At 70.4% G+C, this 18,581-nt stretch carries 16 protein-coding genes and 1 tRNA gene; 4 read left to right on the top strand and 13 right to left on the bottom strand.

Annotated features, from left to right (window positions below):
* Positions 1-94: 94 nt before the first annotated feature.
* Positions 95-1,252 carry a histidine kinase gene (locus AB0H21_RS21560; protein WP_358519151.1) on the top strand — a complete coding sequence of 386 codons (1,158 nt, stop codon included), beginning with the start codon at positions 95-97 and terminating at the stop codon, positions 1,250-1,252.
* Here the strand turns inward: AB0H21_RS21560 and AB0H21_RS21555 are convergent.
* Positions 1,249-2,625: a cystathionine beta-synthase gene (locus AB0H21_RS21555; RefSeq protein WP_358519148.1), complete on the bottom strand. Its 1,377-nt coding sequence runs from the start codon at positions 2,623-2,625 to the stop codon at positions 1,249-1,251. The genes AB0H21_RS21560 and AB0H21_RS21555 overlap by 4 nt on opposite strands.
* A 302-nt stretch (positions 2,626-2,927) precedes the next feature.
* On the opposite strand from AB0H21_RS21555, the gene AB0H21_RS21550 reads away from it, so the two are divergent.
* The 3 genes from AB0H21_RS21550 to AB0H21_RS21540 all read left to right on the top strand — a co-directional run bounded on the left by AB0H21_RS21550 (position 2,928) and on the right by AB0H21_RS21540 (position 6,737).
* The gene (locus tag AB0H21_RS21550) at positions 2,928-3,944 is read left to right on the top strand and encodes an SGNH/GDSL hydrolase family protein (protein ID WP_358519147.1); all 1,017 of its coding nucleotides are present in this window, start codon (positions 2,928-2,930) and stop codon (positions 3,942-3,944) included.
* 51 nt (positions 3,945-3,995) lie between these two features.
* Positions 3,996-5,360 (top strand): PQQ-binding-like beta-propeller repeat protein, encoded by a 1,365-nt coding sequence (locus AB0H21_RS21545; protein WP_358519144.1) that lies wholly within the window; start codon positions 3,996-3,998, stop codon positions 5,358-5,360.
* 156 nt (positions 5,361-5,516) lie between these two features.
* Complete coding sequence (locus AB0H21_RS21540) at positions 5,517-6,737, top strand: acetyl-CoA C-acetyltransferase (protein WP_358519142.1); 1,221 nt, start codon at positions 5,517-5,519, stop codon at positions 6,735-6,737.
* A 148-nt stretch (positions 6,738-6,885) separates the two neighbouring features.
* Here the strand turns inward: AB0H21_RS21540 and AB0H21_RS21535 are convergent, their stop codons facing one another.
* The 12 genes from AB0H21_RS21535 to AB0H21_RS21480 all read right to left on the bottom strand — a co-directional run bounded on the left by AB0H21_RS21535 (position 6,886) and on the right by AB0H21_RS21480 (position 18,578).
* Positions 6,886-7,119: a DUF4287 domain-containing protein gene (locus AB0H21_RS21535; RefSeq protein WP_358519139.1), complete on the bottom strand. Its 234-nt coding sequence runs from the start codon at positions 7,117-7,119 to the stop codon at positions 6,886-6,888.
* A gap of 197 nt (positions 7,120-7,316) precedes the next feature.
* Positions 7,317-8,102, bottom strand: a complete 786-nt coding sequence (locus tag AB0H21_RS21530) for a Bax inhibitor-1/YccA family protein (RefSeq protein ID WP_358519136.1) — start codon at positions 8,100-8,102, stop codon at positions 7,317-7,319.
* A gap of 646 nt (positions 8,103-8,748) precedes the next feature.
* Positions 8,749-8,821: transfer RNA gene (locus AB0H21_RS21525), tRNA-Leu, on the bottom strand.
* 239 nt (positions 8,822-9,060) lie between these two features.
* Positions 9,061-10,380: an NAD(P)/FAD-dependent oxidoreductase gene (locus AB0H21_RS21520; protein ID WP_358519135.1), complete on the bottom strand. Its 1,320-nt coding sequence runs from the start codon at positions 10,378-10,380 to the stop codon at positions 9,061-9,063.
* A 198-nt stretch (positions 10,381-10,578) separates the two neighbouring features.
* Complete coding sequence (locus AB0H21_RS21515) at positions 10,579-11,373, bottom strand: uracil-DNA glycosylase (protein ID WP_358519133.1); 795 nt, start codon at positions 11,371-11,373, stop codon at positions 10,579-10,581.
* Positions 11,374-11,493: 120 nt separating this feature from the next.
* Entirely contained in the window at positions 11,494-13,077 is a 1,584-nt protein-coding gene (locus tag AB0H21_RS21510; RefSeq protein WP_358519131.1) for an alkaline phosphatase PhoX, read from the bottom strand.
* Between the two features lie 206 nt (positions 13,078-13,283).
* Positions 13,284-14,198, bottom strand: a complete 915-nt coding sequence (locus AB0H21_RS21505; protein WP_358519129.1) for a Ppx/GppA phosphatase family protein — start codon at positions 14,196-14,198, stop codon at positions 13,284-13,286.
* The gene (locus AB0H21_RS21500; RefSeq protein ID WP_358519127.1) at positions 14,195-14,761 is read right to left on the bottom strand and encodes a DUF501 domain-containing protein; all 567 of its coding nucleotides are present in this window, start codon (positions 14,759-14,761) and stop codon (positions 14,195-14,197) included. Before AB0H21_RS21500 ends, AB0H21_RS21505 begins: the two co-directional genes overlap by 4 nt.
* Positions 14,762-14,892: 131 nt before the next feature.
* The gene (locus AB0H21_RS21495) at positions 14,893-15,309 is read right to left on the bottom strand and encodes a septum formation initiator family protein (protein ID WP_358519124.1); all 417 of its coding nucleotides are present in this window, start codon (positions 15,307-15,309) and stop codon (positions 14,893-14,895) included.
* Positions 15,310-15,366: 57 nt separating this feature from the next.
* Positions 15,367-16,644: a phosphopyruvate hydratase gene (gene eno / locus AB0H21_RS21490; RefSeq protein ID WP_358519122.1), complete on the bottom strand. Its 1,278-nt coding sequence runs from the start codon at positions 16,642-16,644 to the stop codon at positions 15,367-15,369.
* Positions 16,645-16,932: 288 nt separating this feature from the next.
* Positions 16,933-17,907 carry a MazG family protein gene (locus AB0H21_RS21485; RefSeq protein ID WP_358519120.1) on the bottom strand — a complete coding sequence of 325 codons (975 nt, stop codon included), beginning with the start codon at positions 17,905-17,907 and terminating at the stop codon, positions 16,933-16,935.
* The gene (locus AB0H21_RS21480; protein ID WP_358519117.1) at positions 17,904-18,578 is read right to left on the bottom strand and encodes a SurA N-terminal domain-containing protein; all 675 of its coding nucleotides are present in this window, start codon (positions 18,576-18,578) and stop codon (positions 17,904-17,906) included. The genes AB0H21_RS21485 and AB0H21_RS21480 overlap by 4 nt, the downstream gene beginning before the upstream one ends.
* Positions 18,579-18,581: the final 3 nt, after the last annotated feature.

The raw sequence follows: 18,581 nt of genomic DNA, 5'->3' as shown, positions 1-18,581 counted from the left end.
CCGTCGCGCCTCGCCAGGAAGTTCGAGATGACCATCGGCCGATCGTCCGAATGGCCGATCCCGTAGTCCGCCGTCCGGTTTACGCTCGATGTCCGTGAGGGACGCCCCCCGGATCGTCTGGTGGATCCAGCGGATCAGCGAGATCGCGCTGGTCTGCTGGCTCGTGGTGCTCCTGCTCGCCGACTTCGCGCTCGCCGCCTTGCTGCGCTACGGACAGGTCGCCGTCCCCCTGATCGGGCTGGTCGGCATCGGCGCCTACCTGTGGCGGCGGCGGTTCCGCGTCCAGGGCGTCGTGCTGCTGATGGCCATCTCGGTGGCCGTCTCGATCGTCATGTTCGCGCTCCGGTGGCGCGGCTCCCCCGGCTTCGCCGAGAGCGGCGCCCTGCTGCTGCTGACCGTCGGCGTCCTGCGCTGGGTGCGCCCGCTGCGGACCGCCGTCGTCCTCACGGTGCTGTCGATGTTCGCCCTGCAGTTGAACAGCGGCCTGCGCACGCCCGACAACATGGCCGTCTTGTGGGGATTCATGCTGTTCGTCCTCTGGGCCGTCGCGATGGGCATCGGCAGCTACCTGCGCTACCAGGTCGAACGCCGCGAGCAGACCGTCCACGCCGTCCGCAGGGCCGAACGCCTGGAACTGGCCAGGGAACTGCACGATCTCGTCGCCCACCACATCACCGGCATCGTCGTCCAGGCCCAGGCGGCCAGGACCGTCGCCGCGCAGCGGCCCGACGCCGTCGTGCCCGCCCTCGACGCGATCGCCGGGGCCGGGTCGGAGGCGCTGACGTCCATGCGCCGGCTGGTCGGCGTGCTGCGCGCCGAGGACGACGCGGCGCGCAACCCCGGGGTCACGTTCAACGACCTGCGCCTGCTGGTCGAGCGCTTCGCCGCCGGAGGGCCGCAGGTCGCCTTCGACATCGCCCAGGGCGTCAGCGAGGCGTCCATGGCCCCGGAGGTGCTCACCACCCTGCACCGCGTCCTGCAGGAGTCCCTGACCAACGTCCGCCGGCACGCCCCCGGCGCCCGCTGGGTGCAGGCCGACCTGAGGCACGCCGAGGGCGGGGCCGTACTGCGCGTACGCAACCACCGGTCGGGGTCGGACCCGCGCTTCTCACGGCTCGGCGGCGGGTTCGGGCTGGTGGGCATGAGCGAGCGGGTCACCGCCGTGGGCGGCCGGATGTTCGCCGGCCCCGCCCCCGACGGTGCCTGGGAAGTACGCGCCTGGTTCCCTGTGCTTAACGGGGCGCCTCTTTAGGCGGTGCCGCTGGCGAGGTAGGCGAGGAGGTCCTGGCGGGTGACCAGGCCGACGGGCTTGCCGTCGTCCAGGACGACCGTGGCGTCGGCCTTCTCCAGGGCCTCGATCGCCACCGAGAGCGGCTCGCCGGCGCCGATCATCGGCAGCGGTGCGGACATGTGGTCCTGGATCGGGTCCTCACCGGAGACCTTGCCGCGGTAGAGGCCCTCCAGCAGGTCGCGCTCGACGATCGAGCCGACGACCTCGGCCGCCATGACCGGCGGCTCCTCCTTCATGACCGGGAGCTGCGACACGCTGTACTCGCGCATGATGGCGATGGCCGTGCTCACCGACTCGTGCGGGTGGGCGTGGACGAACTCGGGCAGGCCGGCCGTCTTGCGGCCGAGCACGTCTCGGACCAGCCCTTCCTCGCTCGGGCTGGTGAGGAAGCCGTAGTCGGCCATCCAGTCGTCGTTGAAGATCTTGGACAGGTAGCCGCGCCCGCCGTCCGGGAGGAGGACGACGATGACGGCGTCGGGACCGGCCTCGGCGGCCACCCGGAGCGCCGCCACGACCGCCATGCCGCACGAGCCGCCGACGAGCAGCGCCTCCTCGCGGGCCAGTCGGCGGGTCATGCCGAAGGAATCCTTGTCGGAGACCGCGATCACGCGGTCGGCGACCGTGGTGTCGTAGGTGGCGGGCCAGATGTCCTCGCCGACCCCCTCGACCAGGTACGGACGCCCGGACCCGCCGGAGTAGACCGAACCCTCCGGGTCGGCGCCGATGACCTGCACGCGCCCACCGGAGACCTCCTTGAGGTAGCGCCCGGTGCCGCTGATCGTGCCGCCCGTGCCGACGCCGGCGACGAAGTGGGTGATGCGTCCCTCGGTCTGCTCCCAGATCTCGGGCCCCGTCGAGTGGTAGTGACTCGCCGGGTTCTCCGGGTTGGAGTACTGGTCGGGCTTCCAGGCGTTCGGGATCTCGCGGGCCAGCCGGTCGGAGACCGAGTAGTAGGACTCGGGGTGGTCGGGCGCCACCGCCGTCGGGCAGACGACGACCTCGGCGCCGTACGCCCGCAGCACCGCGATCTTGTCCTGCGCGACCTTGTCCGGCACCACGAACAGGCAACGGTAGCCCCTGTCCTGGGCGACGATCGCGAGGCCGACGCCCGTGTTCCCCGAGGTGGGCTCCACGATCGTGCCGCCGGGGCGCAGCGCGCCCGAGCGTTCCGCCGCCTCCACCATGCGCAGCGCGATGCGGTCCTTCACCGAGCCGCCAGGGTTGAAATATTCCACTTTGGCCAGAACCTGACCCGGCACGCCGGCGGTGACCTTGCGCAGCCGGACGAGCGGAGTGTTGCCCATCAGCTCGATCAGCGAATCGTGTACGCGCACCGGGAATAACACCTCATTTACCGAGCTTTGTCAGCTTACCGATGCCGGAGTTCCGAGGGGGTCAGGTGGTCGTCCAGCGTGTTCAACTACTCACCGTACCGTCACGACCACCGCCTCAAGGGACAGGCGTCCGCGAGTCGCGCCCCACGCGTACCGGTGCCGCCGCGATCATAGTGCTCAAAACAGGCGGCAACCCAGAAAACCAGCCAGGAACCACGTAAGCCGTGGTCACTGCACCCCGTGAAACCAGGACGGAACCAAACAACGACGTAAAATACGGACCAAAGAAGGGAACAGCGGGCATGGTGATCTGGACGCCGGGGACCGCTCGGGCGGCCCGCCGGATCGCGACCGCGGCCGCGCTCGGAGGCGGAGGCGCGACCGCGCTGGGAGCGGCCGTGTACGGCCTGCTCATGGCCGAGGCGCTGCTCGCGCGCAAGATGGTCGGGCGCCCGCACGGCATGGACGGGCCGGACGCCGACGGGCTCTACGGCACGTGGGCCTCTGAGGGGACAGCCGAGCCGATCAACCCGGTCAACCCGATCAACATGGTGATGCTGGGCGACTCGACGTCGGTGGGCCTCGGCATGACCGACCCGAACACCACGCCCGCCGTGCAGCTGGCCGGCGGCCTCGCGGCGGTGGCCGAGCGGCCCGTGCGGCTGAGCGTCTTCGGGCGCTCCGGGGCGGTCTCCGCGGACCTGCCCTTCCAGGTGGACCGCGCCCTGCGCACCGACCCCGACATCGCGGTCATCTTCGTCGGCGCGAACGACGTGACCACCCAGACCAAGCCCCCCCTGGCCGTAGGGCATCTGAAGACGGCGGTGCGCAGGCTGCGCGAGGCGGGCGCGGAGGTCGTGGTCGGCACATGTCCGGACCTGGGTACGGTTCGCCCGATCGGGCAGCCGCTCCGCTGGGTGACGCGGCGGTGGAGCCGCCAGCTCGCGGCGGCGCAGACGGTGGCCGTCATCGAGGAGGGCGGCCGCACGGTGGCGTTCGCCGACGTCCTCGGGCCGGAATTCGACATGAACCCGGGCGAGATGTTCGGACCCGATCGATATCACCCATCTCTTCGAGGCTACCAACAGTCCGCTAACGTAGTGCTACCGTCTGTATGCGCTGCGTTGGGGTTGTGGCCCGAGCCTGAATCCGAGCGCGGCGAGGCATCCCAATCGATTTACCTCGCGGCGGCCATCGCCGCGGAGGAGCCCGGCACCGAGGTCACCGCGACCCGCGTCGCCGGCCGCGCGACCGGCCCCCAGGGAAGATGGGCCGCGATCCTTCGCCGCCGGCCGGGGGCCATGCCTCGTACCGCCTGATGACGGTCACCCTCCGCGGCAGAGTCGTCACTCTGCCCACATTGGAGTGCAATGCCCGTGTTCCGGCCCCTCACGAAACCGGCCTTGGCGCTCGCCGGGGTGCTCGCCCTCACCGGCTGCTCCACCAGCAAGGCGGCCACCGAGGAGACCCATCGCACCTGGCGCAACGCCGAGGTCAACGCCGTCAGCCGAGCCGCCGTGGCCGCGGGCGTGGCCACCGTCACCTCCATGACGCCGGACGGCTCGCTGGAGACCGCGGCCCTCGACCTGAGCAGCGGGAAGAAGCTGTGGGCGCACCCGGCGGAGATCGCGGGCCGGCTGCCCGGCATGGGGGTGCAGCCGCCCGCCGCCGTCCAGACCACCCCCGGCCAGGCGGTCGTCGCCGCGGTCGCCCCGGCCGGGCCCGGCGGCAAGGGCCGCACGTGGAACGCCACGCTCGTCGCCCGTGACGCGCGCACCGGGCGCCAACTCTGGACCCGCCCGGTGCACTCGACCTTCGGCCCGCAGCCCTGTGGCGGCCGCCTGTGCCTGTCGGAGAACACCGCGCTGGCCTCGGCGCGCATGGTCGTGCTCGACCCGCTCACCGGCACGGTGCTGTGGAAGGTGCCCGGCATCGCCGAGGTCGAATGGTCCGACTCCTCAAAGGTCGTCATGCTCCACCTCGCCACGCACCCCGTCCTCGCCTCGCACGACGTGAAGACGGGCAAGCCCGCCTGGCGGCTCCCCGTCGAGCAGGCGCTCAGCCCCGGCGTCGACCTGTCCGGCGGCTGGGCCTTCGGCGCGTCCGGCGGCGACCTGGTCGGGTACGTCGCGCCGTACACCCCTCCCGGCAAGAAGAAGGCGTCGTCCTTCGGCCTGTTCTCGGTCGCCCTCGCGGACGGCACGGTCAACTGGCTCCGGCCGTCGGTGGTCCGCGTGTACCCGAGCGGCAGCCCCGGGTACGCCCCGGTGGTCCGCCCCGTGGACGAGCGGGGGCAGTACGGCGGCTTCGCCCGGCTCGACCCGGTGTCCGGCCGGGTGCTCGGCCAGATCACCGCCGACCAGGTGCCCGGCACGGGCTGGTGGCTGGCCTTCCCCGGCGACATGGCGCGGCTCGACTTCCTCAAGCCCGGCGCGTCCGGGGCCGCGTTCGAACTGCCCTCGGGCCGGCCCACCCCCGTGGGCGGGCGGCGCGGCTGGTCGTTCTGCGTCACCGACCCCAAGCCGCTGCCGCTCGCCGGCGCGCCCGGAGGCTTCTACTCGGTGGCATCGCTGTGCGAGTTCGACCTGGCGACCGGCAAGCGCGTGCCCGGGTCCGGCGCTCCGCCCGTGTGGTTCACCGGCGGCCAGGACGGCTGGCGCCTCTGGCGGGACGAGAAGGGCGCGCTGAACGCCGTGGAGGACGCGAAGGCCGCCGCCCCTGGCATGTACGGCTGACCGCCGCTGCGGCGGCCGAGGGCCCGCGGTCGCGCGCCGGGGCCCTGTTTACCGTACATAGTTCTGTTTCTAGGCCCCCGTGACGTGGCATCCGGCCTACCGCGCGGTAACCTCCGCAGTGGGAGCCCCGCCCGGCCACGAACTCAGGAGAGCCACATGCCCGAGGCAGTCATCGTCGCGACCGCACGTTCGCCCATCGGCCGAGCCTTCAAGGGGTCGCTGAAGGAGATCCGTCCCGACGACCTGACCGTTCAGATGATCAAGGCCGCGCTCGACAAGGTCCCCCAGCTCGACCCGAACGACGTCGACGACCTGATGCTGGGCTGCGGCCTGCCGGGCGGCGAGCAGGGCTTCAACATGGCCCGCGTGGTGGCGGTGCTGCTCGGCCTCGACGGCGTGCCGGGCACGACGGTCACGCGCTACTGCTCGTCGTCGCTGCAGACCACGCGCATGGCCTTCCACGCCATCAAGGCGGGCGAAGGGGACATCTTCATCTCGGCGGGCGTCGAGATGGTCTCGCGCTTCACCAAGGGCAACTCCGACACCCTGCCCGAGACCACCAACCCGCTGTTCCTGGACGCCAAGGGGCGCACCGACAAGCGGGCCGAGGGCGGCGGCCCCGAGTGGCGCGACCCCCGCCAGAAGGGCCTGCTGCCCGACGTCTACATCGCCATGGGCCAGACCGCCGAGAACGTCGCCGAGCTGAAGGGCGTGACCCGTCAGGAGCAGGACGAGTTCGGCGTCCGGTCGCAGAACCTCGCCGAGAAGGCCCTCGCGAACGGCTTCTGGGAGCGGGACATCACCCCGGTCACGCTGCCCGACGGGACGGTCGTCGGCAAGGACGACGGGCCGAGGGCCGGCACGACCTACGAGGCGGTCTCGCGGCTCAAGCCGGTCTTCCGGCCCGACGGCACCGTCACCGCGGGCAACTGCTGCCCGCTGAACGACGGCGCCGCCGCGGTGATCGTGATGAGCGACGTGAAGGCCGCGGAGCTGGGCATCACGCCCCTGGCGCGCATCGTGTCGACCGGCGTGACCGGCCTCTCACCCGAGATCATGGGTCTCGGGCCCGTCGAGGCGAGCCGGCAGGCGCTCGGACGGGCCGGGATGGCGATCGGCGACGTCGATCTGGTCGAGATCAACGAGGCCTTCGCCGCGCAGGTCATCCCGTCCTACCAGGAGCTCGGGATCGACCTGGACCGGCTGAACGTCAACGGAGGCGCCATCGCCGTCGGGCACCCGTTCGGCATGACGGGCGCCCGGATCACCTCCACGCTGATCAACAGCCTGCGTTTCCACGACAAGTCGATCGGCCTGGAGACGATGTGCGTGGGCGGCGGCCAGGGCATGGCCATGGTGCTGGAGCGGCTCAGCTGATCGCCCAGATCATGCTGAACGTGGGTGGTTGTTTCGGATGAAGTCACGGGCCTTGTCGAGATCCATGTCTTCATGATGACCCGGCCCCCACACAACATGTGCGCCCACGTCGTGTGCTGACGTGGGCGCACTGGGCTGGGCGTAGGGCTTACATGTAGCCCATACGCGAACGGCGCTGCCGCTCGTGCTCGATGACGATCGCGGCCGCGTAGCCATGGGTCAGCCCGTGCTCGTCGGCGAGCCAGTTGGCCCGCTCGTCACAACGAAGGAACGCCGGGCCGTTGTCGATGGCTTGGAACCACTCTGGGAGTGCGCGTCCGGTGATGTCCGGAACCCTGGCAATCAGCTTGTTCTGCGTCTCCGGTGAGTGGTTCAACGACATGGGCACCTCCATGAGTGAAGCCTCTTTTGCTAGACACTGCATCACCAGCCCCGCGATGGCAAGACCCTAATGGCCAGGCTTCCCTTACACGAGGTAGATCGTTGGTGGCGTTCTGTGGGCTTACCCAAAGCTCAGGTGAGCATGCCGGAAGGATCGACGTCCCGCCGCCCGGCGGCGGGACGTCCTGACCGAAATCCTTAGTCGTTGTTGAAGAAATAGCTGATGAAGCGGAGGATCTCCAGGTACAGCCAGACGAGGCTCACCGTGAGGCCGAAGGCCATCAGCCAGGAGTACTTCTCGGGGACGCCGGCGCGGACGCCCTGCTCGATCGAGTCGAAGTCGAGGAGCAGGAAGAAGCAGCCGAGCAGGATCATCGCGACGCTGAAGATCCAGCCGATGGGGCTGTCGCTGCGCAGCCCGAGCCCGCCGTGGGTGAAGATGCTGACGATCCAGTTCAGCAGCATCAGGCCGACCGCGGCGAAGCCCGCCGCGACGACGAACTTGGTGAACTTCGGCGTGGGCCGGAAGACCTTGAGCGCGTACACCGCGAGGACGCCCGCGAAGGCCACCATCGTGCCGAGCACCGCCTGGAACACGATGCCTTCGTACAGATAGTTGTACATCTTGCTGATCACGCCGATGGCGATGCCGTAGGCGACGGAGTATCCGAGGATCAGCGCGGGGTTCGTGCTCTGGCGGAACGAGACGATCAGGCCGAGGACCAGTCCCACGATCGCGGCGGGCGCGGCGACGCCCCAGCCGAGGTTGAGGTACCAGGCCGCCGCGGCCGCCACCACCAGCGTGCCGAGGGTGATGAACCCCCGGACGACGACGTCGTCGATCGTCATCGGCCGCGTCGCGGTGGGCGGTGCGTACGACGGGGCGTTGTACATGTCCTGCAGGTACTGCGGGCTCACGCCGTAGCCTGCCCCGGACTGGTTGTTTCGGCCCAGTTTGCTGAGAACCGGGTTCCTGCTCTGCATCACTGCCTCCACTGCGACCTGCGATCAGCCTGTTCGGTCGAGCCTCACAGGGAGTGCCGCCTGTAGCGCATAGCTTTACATCCGTCATTGCGCCAGGAGAGACCCTGGCGCGAATCGCCCCCGGACTTCGGCACACACCGACCTCCAGCGGCAACGGGTACAACGACCGGCCCCGCACCCGAGTTCCGCCCCGAACATTGCGTTTCGATCACCTGCGGCGGAGGCCCGGCGGGAGGCGGCGGGCCTGGCGCCCCGCCGCGGGATTCGGGCGGGGGCGGATGCTACGGGACGCGGTGTACGCGTGGCGAGATTCGCGGGGATAAGGAGGCTTGTTACGTTACGTTCTTCGGAAAACCGGTTTTTTCGGGCTATACGCTCCAGAAGTCGTTTGCCGTTCCGAACCGCCCGGCGGTCGTTCGCCCGCGGGAGCCGCCGTAGGGCCGGAGAGCGGCTTGGCGGGGGCCGGGAGCCGATAACGGCGAGACGGCACGGAATGGTAACGATTCACGGCGGAGGGGAAGCGGTCCGCCTCTTGGGGGGTTTCTGGGCTTACCCAGAATGTCCCGTGGCGAGCGCCAAACCGACAAGGATATAGCTCTTCGGGAGCGTTACTGCCATCAGGGGTGTTTCATATAGTCGGCAGGGGTGCCCCCGGTGGGACTCGAACCCACACTGGAACCCTTTTAAGGGGTTTGCCTCTGCCATTGGGCTACGGGGGCGCCGTAAATCATACGTAACGGACCACACTTGCGTAACGGGTCAGAGCCCACGTCTCTGCTCTTCCTTCCGTACTGCGCAAGATAACCGTATACGCCCCGCGCCCTCGCGACTCGGGCAATGAACAACAGACCGCTCAACTCGCCAGAATTCACCGCGTCACCTTCGTTATCCCTCCACAGAACAGTACGGCCCGCGCCCGAGTCGTGCAGGCGCGAGCCGTACCGGAACCGTGAGGCCGTCAGCCTGTGGCGGCGGCCGCCTTGAACTGCTCGCGAGGCGACTCGATCTCGCCCAGCGAGACGGTCTCCCGCTTGAAGAAGAGGGCGAGGGTCCAGTCGGCGACCACGCGGACCTTGCGGTTCAACGTAGGCACCCGGGACAGATGGTAGGTCCGGTGCATGAACCACGCAGGCAATCCATGAAGCTTGACCCCGTAGACGTTCGCGACGCCCTTGTACAGGCCGAGCCCCGCTACCGACCCCGCGTACTTGTGCCGGTAGTCCTCGAGCGGGAGCCCCCGGATGCTACGGACGATGTTGTCGGCCAGCACCTTGGCCTGGCGGACGGCGTGCTGGGCGTTGGGCGCGCAGTACTGGCCGGGGTTGGTCATGTCGGGCACCCCCGCGACGTCTCCGGCCGCGAAGGCGTCCTTGACGCCCACGACGGTCAGCTTGGTCGAGGTCTTGACGCGCCCGCGCTCGTCCAGCGGCAGGTCACCGGCGTTCACGACCGGGCTCGGCTTGACGCCGGCCGTCCAGACGATCGTGGCCGCCTCGAACTCCTCGCCGTCGGAGAGCACCACGTTGCCGCCCACGCAGGACTTCAGCAGCGTCTCCATCTTGACCTCGATGCCGCGCTCGCGCAGTTCCTCCAGCGTCCACCGGCCCATCTCGGGGCCGACCTCCGGCAGGATGCGGTCGCTCGCCTCGACGAGCACCCAGCGCAGGTCCTTCTCGCTGAGCGAGTCGTAGTACTTCACCGCGTCCCTGCCCATGTCCTCAAGCTCGGCCAGCGCCTCCACGCCCGCGAACCCCGCGCCCACGACGACGAACGTCAGCGCGCGGCGGCGCACCTGCTCGTCCTCGGTCGAGTCGGCCCGGTCGAACAGAGCCAGGACGCGGTTGCGCAGCGCGATGGCCTCGCCGACCGTCTTGAAGCCGATCGCGGCGTCCGCGAGGCCCGGGATGGGCAGCGTGCGGGAGATCGACCCGGCCGCCATGACGATGACGTCGTACGCGATCTCCTCGCTCGGGCCCGAGTTCGGGACGAACGTCGCGGTCTTGTTCTCGTGATGGACCTTGGTGACCTTGCCGTTGAGGATGCGGACCTTGGGGAGGACCCGGCGCAGCGGCGTGACGACGTGGCGCGGGGACAGGTTGCCCGCCGCGGCCTCCGGGAGGAAGGGCTGGTAGGTCATGTAGGACTGCGGGTCGATGACCGTGATGCGGACGCTGCCGGACGCGAGCTCCTTGCGCAGGCCGCGCTGGAGCCGCAGGCCCGTGTAGAGACCGACGTACCCTCCACCGACGATGAGGATGTGCTTCGCCTTGTGGTCCACGTAAGTGCCCCTTTGCGCATGGTCGCTTGTGAAACCATTCACAATCTTACGTCACGAGGAGGTCTCAGCGCCAATCGGATAATTGCGCAGAACCAAGATTTTTCCTGGAAGGCGCACATCGCCCGGGTTTCGCCGGTGAAGTTCCGTGAAACTTTCCTCTAGTGCCGCACTTCACCCACGGCCGGGCGGCGCACCGCCCTACCCTCCCAGCTCGGCGGCCCTGGCGAAGATCGCGTCCAGCATCTGGTCGGTGACGCGACCGGTGAAGGTGTTCTGCTGGCTCGGGTGGTAGCAGCCGATGAGGCGGATCGGCGTCCCGTCGTAGGCGATCTCGACCTCCACGCCGTGGCCGAAGGGCGGCCTGCGGCTGGGAAGGGTGTACGCGGCGGCCTTCAGCGCGGGCCAGACGGCCTGCCAGGCGTAGCCGCCCAGGGCGACGATCACGCGCAGCGGGTCGGCGACCAGCTCCAGCTCGCGGACCAGCCACGGGAAGCACGTGGCGCGCTCCTCGATCGTCGGCTTGTTGGCCGGCGGGGCGCAGCGGACGGCGGCGACCAGGCGCGCGCCGATCAGCCGCTGGCCGTCGGCCGCGTGCGTGCTGGTGGGCTGGGCGGCCAGGCCCGTGCGGTACAGGGACGCGAACAGCCAGTCGCCGCTGCGGTCGCCCGTGAACACCCGTCCGGTGCGGTTGCCGCCGTGCGCCGCCGGGGCCAGCCCGACGATCAGGACGCGCGGCTTGTCGTCTCCCCACCCCGCGACGGGCCGTCCCCAGTACGTCTCGCCGGCGAACGCCCGGCGCTTGACGTCCGCGACCTCCTCGCGCCACTCCACCAGCCGCGGGCACGCCCGGCACACCGACTGCCTCGCGGTGAGCTCCCTGAGATCACGGCTCTCGCGGGCGAGCTCCCGCACGTCCTCGGGCCCGGCCGCCACAGGCGTTTCCGGCGTGGCCGGGTCGCCCGGCCATCCACTACCAGGGGGAACGTGACTCATACGTCCGATCGTGCCAGCTCCGCGCGCTGCCCGCACACCATGCACGGCCACGACGAGCCGGGACCCCGGCAATGGGGAACGGCCCTCCCCGGGCGATGCCGGGAAGGGCCGTTCGTGTCGTCACTTGGCGGCGTAGACCGACTTCCATGACTTCACGGTCAGGGTCAGCAGCTGGCCGTTCTCGACGTACTCCTCGACGGTGCCCGGACCGGTGCCCACAGCGAGGCCCTTGGCGGTGTGCACCTGCGCGTCGAGGAGGAACGTGCCCTCACCGAGCAGGTCACTGGCGTCGATGATGCCGCTCGACTCCTCGTCCGTGGTCAGGAACGAAGCGGGGTCGGCGTTCGGGGCGAAGCGCTTGGGGTCGAACTGGGCGAGGACGCCGAGAGCGCCGTCCTTGATCCGGTACGCCAGCACCCGAGAGATGTGCGGGTTGTTGCCCGGGTCCTCCTGCAGGAGCAGGTTGCCCTCGTGGTCGATCGCAATGTTGTCGGGCATGTTCAGGTACGGCGCCTCGCTGCCGTCGAGCAGCAGGGTCAGCGTGCCGCCCTTCTCCGGACGCTCGATGTCGGCGAACCGCAGCCGCCACAGGCCACCGCCGTTGCGCGGCACCCCGGCCTGGGCCGGAGTGGAGTCGCCGCCCGCGGTCGTCACGAAGTAGTAGTCGTTGGGGCGGTTCGGGTCGAAGGCGCCGTCCTCGATGCGGTTGAGGCTCAGGCCCGCCTTCTCGGCGTCGATGTTCTGCTGCTTGCCGTTCACGGTCCAGTCGAGCTGGTTGACCGTCACCTTGACCGGGGCGTTCTTGCCGTACTTGGCGCGGAACTCGGCGTCGGTGGCCACCGCGTGACTCGCCACGTCGATGACGCCCAGCGTGCCGTTGGTCAGGCCGGCCTTCTCCACCGGGGAGCCGGAAGACTGCTTGCGCCCGGCGTAGACGCGGATCTGACCCGAGCCGCCGTCCTCGTTCCCGAGCACGAGGGTGGTGTCGGTCTTGTTCTCCGCGGCCAGGGTGTTCTCCCAGGAGAACAGGCCGAGGCGCGGAAGCTGGACGGCCTGGCCGTCCGCGGTGACGCCGAAGGCACGGCTCTCGTCGCCGCCCTCCTCGTTGGCGAAGTAGACGCGGCCGTAGTAACCCTTGCCGGTCCGCCGGTTGAACAGCTGGCCGAGGTCGGTGAGCGCGCCGGAGCAGAAGCGGTTGAAGGCGGCGACATGCGTGCCCGCGGCCGCACCCGCCGGCGCCACGGGGGCGCTCCCCCACGTCTGGCCGGGGTAGTCCCAGTACTTGACGGACGTGATCAGGTCGGAGCCGCTCTTGACCGCGCCGGTGCGCGCGTCGATCTGCAGCTTGGAGACGAAGGCGCCCTTCTGGCCGTGCGCCCGCACGATGCCGGAGGTCGCGCCGAGTTCCTGGTTCATGTAGACGGTCAGGTCACGGCCGTTCCGGTAGGCCCCGAGGCCGTCGGGGATGCCGACCATCCGGTAACCATTGCCCGCCGGCTTGTCCCCGACGGTCAGGAGCGAGGTGATGCTGACGCCGTTCGCGACGGGAAGGACGTATGGCGAGACGGTCGTGGTGGGACCCGTCGAAACGGAGGACTTCTTGTCCCGGTCATGGTCGTGGTCGGCAAAGCTCGCGGTTGGCAGGGCCAGGGAGGCGACCACGGCGGTCGCTCCCACAAAGACGGTACGTACGCGAGAGGGCACGGTGCTTCCTTCGGTCATCGTTCAAGATCTGCCGGTCCGGCTCTGAGAACCTAAGGTGACGCACCCTGCCCTTTTGAACCGTCACTCGCTCACGGGGTGAACAACACGCGAACAGCTGCCCCGCCCGCCTTCCCCCCTGCGGACGGCGTGACCCGTGTGCCGGGGACCACTTACCCGGGCCCGCTCGGGCCTTCAGCCGCTGGAGCTCAGCCGAGAAGGCTGCGGGCGATGCCGTCGAGGATGTCGTGCTCGCTCACCAGGACCTCGGGGAAGGCGTGGCGGGCGAGGATGCGGTCCAGGATGAGGGCGCCGGCGCCGATGACGTCGACCCGCCCCGGGTGCATGACGGGGATCGCCGCGCGCTCGTCGTGCGTCATGGCGAGCAGGCGCTGGGAGACCTCGTGGACGCGGGCGGCCGCGACCCTGGCGCCGTGGATGCGGGCCGGGTCGTAGGCGGGCAGGTCGAGGGCGATGCCGGCGACGGTGGTGACCGAGCCGGCGAGGCCGATCAGCGTACGCGCGCGGCCTACGGGGACCGCCTCGGCGACGCGGTCGAGGGCGGCCTCGATGTCGGCGACGGCCGCCGCCACGGCCTCGGGGGTCGCGCCCGAGGCCAGGTGGCGCTCGGTCATGCGGACGCAGCCGATGTCGACCGACAGGGCGCTGTCGACGTCGGAGGAGCCGAGGACGAACTCGGTCGAACCACCGCCGATGTCCACGACCAGCACGGGGTGCTCTACGCCGGTGAGCCCGGTGGTGGCGCCGAGGAAGGACAGGTGGGCCTCCTCCGCGCCGGTGACGACCTCGGGGTCGACGCCGAAGATGTCGCGGACCCCGGTGGTGAAGTCGTCGCGGTTGGCGGCGTCACGGGTGGCGCTGGTGGCGACCACGCGCACCCGCGCGGCGCCGTGGTCCTCGATCAGCTTGGCGTAGCCGCGCATGGCGGTGAACGTGCGCTCCAGCGCCTCGGGGGCCAGCCGCCCGGTGCGGTCGACGCCCTCGCCGAGGCGGACGATCTCCATGCGCCGCTCGACGTCGGCCGGCGCGGCGCCGTCGTCGATGTCGGCGATCAGGAGACGTACGGAGTTGGTCCCGCAGTCGATGGCCGCGACGCGCGTCATACGTCCTCCTGGGGGGTTCTGGGGGCCGCGGAGGCGCCCTCTGGAGTGGCCTCTGGGACTGGTGTGCCCGACTGGACGCACGGGCCGTCGCACCACCAGTCGGGCAGGGCGTCGAGGGCCTCGCGGCCGAAGGGGTTGGAGCCCGGCACGGCCAGCTCGTGGCCCACCAGGGCGTGCAGGCACTTCACGCGGTCGGGCATGCCGCCCGCGCTCTGCATGCCGTGGGGCAGAGGCTCGACGCCGTCCTCGGAGGCGGCCTTGTCGCGCCGCTCGACGTACCCGGCGTGGGCGCGCGCGTACGCCTCGGCCAGGGCAGGATCCTCGGCGAGGCGGGCCTGCATGCGCTTCATCACGCCGGACGACTCCAGCGTGCCGATGGCCGAGGCCGCCTTCGGGCAGGTGAGATAGAAGAGCGTCGGGAAGGGCGAGCCGTCCGGCAGCCGGGGAGTGGTCTCCACGACGTCCGGCAGCCCGCACGGGCAGCGGTGCGCCACGGCCCGCACACCCCTCGGCGGCCTGCCGAGCTGCTGCTCCACCACGGCCACGTCGGCCGGATCCACCATCGTCGGCTGCTCCCCAGCATTCCCCCGCCCGGGATCTCCCGGCGCGGTCTTCACGGACGTTCCCCGGGCGCGTCGGCTCGTCGCGCCGGGCCCCCCTGAGACGATACGTGGCCCGGCGCGCTCCGGGCGCCCTACGGGGCCGGGGTGCGCGAAGGCTCGGCGCGGCGGCCGGTGCCGCGGTCGGCGGCCTCCACCGACTCCCACAGGGTCTGGTACCAGGGAGGCGTCGCCGCGGGGGCCGCGCCGGGCTTGGGACGCTGCGCCTTCTTCGAGGCGTCGCGCAGGACGATGCACTTCTCGCCCACCTCGCAGAAGTGCAGCCGGGCCTTGGCCTGCCGCGCGATGTACGCCGGGTCGGCGAGCATCCTGCCGCGCTCGTCGAGCTCCTGAAGATCCTTCAGGGCCTGGGCCTGCTGCTGCTCGAGCTGGGCGATCTGGCGCCGCTGGGCGACGTACTCGCGGACGGGATAGGCGAGGCTCATGGCGATCGCGCACACCACGACCGCGAGGATCGCGGCCCTGCCCGTCAGCTGCGGTCGTTTCCTCATGCTCCTCCCAGGTCCGTACGGCTTGCGCGCATATCCGCGCAAGCCGTACGGAGAAAACTAGCTCTGGAAGCGCGGAAAAGCTCCGCGACCCGCGTAGCGGGCGACATCGTCCAGCAGTTCCTCGATGCGCAGGAGCTGGTTGTACTTCGCGACGCGGTCCGAGCGGGCCGGGGCGCCGGTCTTGATCTGGCCGCAGTTGGTGGCGACGGCGAGGTCGGCGATCGTGGTGTCCTCGGTCTCGCCGGAGCGGTGGCTCATCATGCAGCGGTAGCCGTTGCGGTGGGCGAGGTCGACCGCGTCCAGCGTCTCCGACAGCGTGCCGATCTGGTTGACCTTGACCAGCAGCGCGTTCGCGGCGCCCTCGCGGATGCCGCGCTCAAGGCGCTCGGGGTTGGTGACGAACAGGTCGTCGCCGACGAGCTGCACCTTGCCGCCGAGGGCGGCGGTGATGGCCTTCCAGCCCTCCCAGTCCTCCTCGTCCAGCGGGTCCTCGATGGAGACCAGCGGGTAGGAGCGGACCAGGTCCTCGTAGAAGGCGATCAGCTCGTCGGAGGAGTTACCCTTGCCGTCCAGGGTGTACACGCCGCCGGAGTGGAACTCGGTGGCCGCGACGTCGAGCGCGAGCGCGATGTCCTCACCCGGGGTGTACCCGGCCTTCTCGATGGCGACGAGGATCAGGTCGAGGGCGTCGCGGTTGCTCGGCAGGCTGGGCGCGAAGCCGCCCTCGTCGCCGAGGCCGGTGGAGTAGCCCTTCTGCTTGAGCACGCTCTTGAGCGCCTGGTAGGTCTCGGCGCCGACGCGCACGGCCTCGGAGAACGTGGACGCGCCGATCGGCGCGATCATGAACTCCTGGATGTCGACGTTGCTGTCGGCGTGCGCGCCGCCGTTGAGGATGTTCATCATCGGCACCGGCAGCACGTGGGCGTTCGGCCCGCCGACGTAGCGGAACAGCGGGAGGTCGGCGCTGTCGGCGGCCGCCTTGGCCAGGGCGAGGGAGACGCCGAGGATGGCGTTGGCGCCGAGACGGCTCTTGTTGGGGGTGCCGTCGAGGTCGATCATGGCCTGGTCGACGAGGCGCTGCTCTTCGGCGTCGTAGCCGATGAGCTCCTCGGCGATCTCGTCGGTGACGTTGAGCACGGCCTTCTGGGCGCCCTTGCCGCCGTAGCGCTCGTCGCCGTCCCGCAGCTCCACGGCCTCGAACTGGCCGGTGGACGCACCGCTCGGGACCGCGGCGCGGCCGGTGCTGTAGTCGTCGAGCAGGATCTCGACCTCGACCGTCGGGTTGCCCCGGGAGTCGAGGATCTCGCGGGCGGTGATGGCCTCGATGGCAGCCACGAAGCGCTCCTAGATTGTCAGCCCGGGGTCGGGCCCCCGGAACCCTTCACCGCGCCATCGTTGCGCGATGTGGTGACGGACGGTTTGCCACCCGAGCCTATCGGGCTGTACTTATGGCCGCGCCTCCGGCACGGCGGGTTCGGGGCGCCCCTTTTGGCGGCGTTCTTCCGCCCTCAGCCGCAAGGGATCGTTCCTCACCCTTGCGCCTGAGGACTCCAGAACACCGCCGCGCCCCGAACCGGGATGGCGGGCGTTGCGGAGCGGCGGGTTCGGGGCGTCCCGAATCTGTCAGGCTTTTTCGCCGGGCTTCGGGGAGCGTTCCCAGGCGCGGACGCGGTCGCGGTAGTCGCGGGCGGCGGCGCGTAGTTCGGCCTCCGGGTCGAGGCCGGCGGCGCGGGCGCGGCGTACGAGGTCGAACAGCTCACGGCCGATGCCCTGCCCGACCGCCCGCGAAAGGCTGTCGGGGACGCCCGCCCGCTCGGCGCGGCTCTGCAGCCCGAGGGCGAGGGACAGCGCGGGCTGGCCCATGGGGACGCCGTCGAGCAACGACTCGCGGCCCTTCGCCGCGCGCTCGGCGGCCTTGATCGCGTCCCAGTTGGCGTTGACCTCCTCGGCGCCCTCCACCACGGTCCCGGCGAACACGTGCGGATGGCGACGGACCAGCTTGTCGACGAGGTCCTGGATCACATCGTCGACGTCGAAGCCGCCGTCCTCCCCGGAGCGCTCCTGGGCGAGGCGGGAATGGAAGACCACCTGGAAGAGCAGGTCGCCGAGCTCCTCACGCAGGGCGGCGTGGTCGCCCTCCTCGATGGTCTCCAGGACCTCGTAGGCCTCCTCCAGGAGGTAGGGCACCAGCGACTCGTGGGTCTGCCGCGCGTCCCACGGACACTCGCGCCGCAGGCGGTCCATGACGGTGACCATGTCCACGAACCGCGCGCCCGGCAGGTCGTAGGAGCCGGGGACCAGTTCGATGACCGGCGGCTCGGGCATGTCGAGCGCGGCGCGGCCGACGGCGCGCATGAACGGCTCGTCGCCGTCCTGCGCGGCGAGCCAGATGATCGTGGCGTCCAGGCTCTCGCGCGCGAGCGCCACCGGGTCGGGCGTCATGACCTCGACCGGGATGTCCTCTTCGGCGAGGTAGGGCAGCAGCGGGTGGTCGGCGGAGCCGGTGAGCACCCGCCCCGACCCGAGGACCGCCCACGCCCGCCCGCTCAGCAGCCCCGGCGCCACCCGGGGCGAGGTCGTGACGACGACGAGCGTCACTGGCCGGCCGCGGGGTCCGACTGGTCGGGGGCCTGCTGCTGGGACGGGTCCTGCGGGGCGGCCGCGTCGGCGCCGGCGGCGGGCTTGCCGAACCGGGCCTCCTCGACCAGGCCACGCTGGGTGTCCCAGGTGCCGTAGCGCGGGGAGATCTTGACGGGGACCGTGTCCATCTGCCCGAACAGCTTGAGCTGGGCCTGCTGCACCGACGCCTGGTCGGTCAGGTTGGCGCCGAAGCGCTCCAGGCCCTTCTGGTAGACGATGGCCGCGCGGATCCACTCGCGGGTCTCGGACGGCGGGACGCCCTTGCTGAGCGCCGCCGGGCCGATCTGCTGCATGCCGCCCTGCTCGGTGATGAACTTGTCGACGTCTCCGTCGGTGACGACGATGTTGTTGCGCTGGGCGAACTGCTCGAACTGGCGGAAGTAGATGAGCTGGAGGAGGATCGCGCGCGGCACCGAGGGGATCTGAAGCTGTTCCTCGGAGATCTTGGCCTTCTTCAGCGCCGCCTGGTACTCCGCGATCTGGGTGTTCAGCTCGCTGGAGCTGATGCGGTGATCGCCGACGGTCGCCGCCGAGCCGAGACTCACGGGCGACGAGCAGGCGGTCAGCACGACGCAGGTCAGCGCGGCGGCCGCGACGGCCGGCAGAGCGCGCACACGAATCGACTTCACTAG

This window comes from Sphaerisporangium sp. NPDC051011 (genome assembly GCF_040653595.1).
Lineage (GTDB): Bacteria > Actinomycetota > Actinomycetes > Streptosporangiales > Streptosporangiaceae > Sphaerisporangium.
Note: the sequence above shows the minus strand (reverse complement) of the source record. Positions and strands in the feature narration are given on the sequence as shown.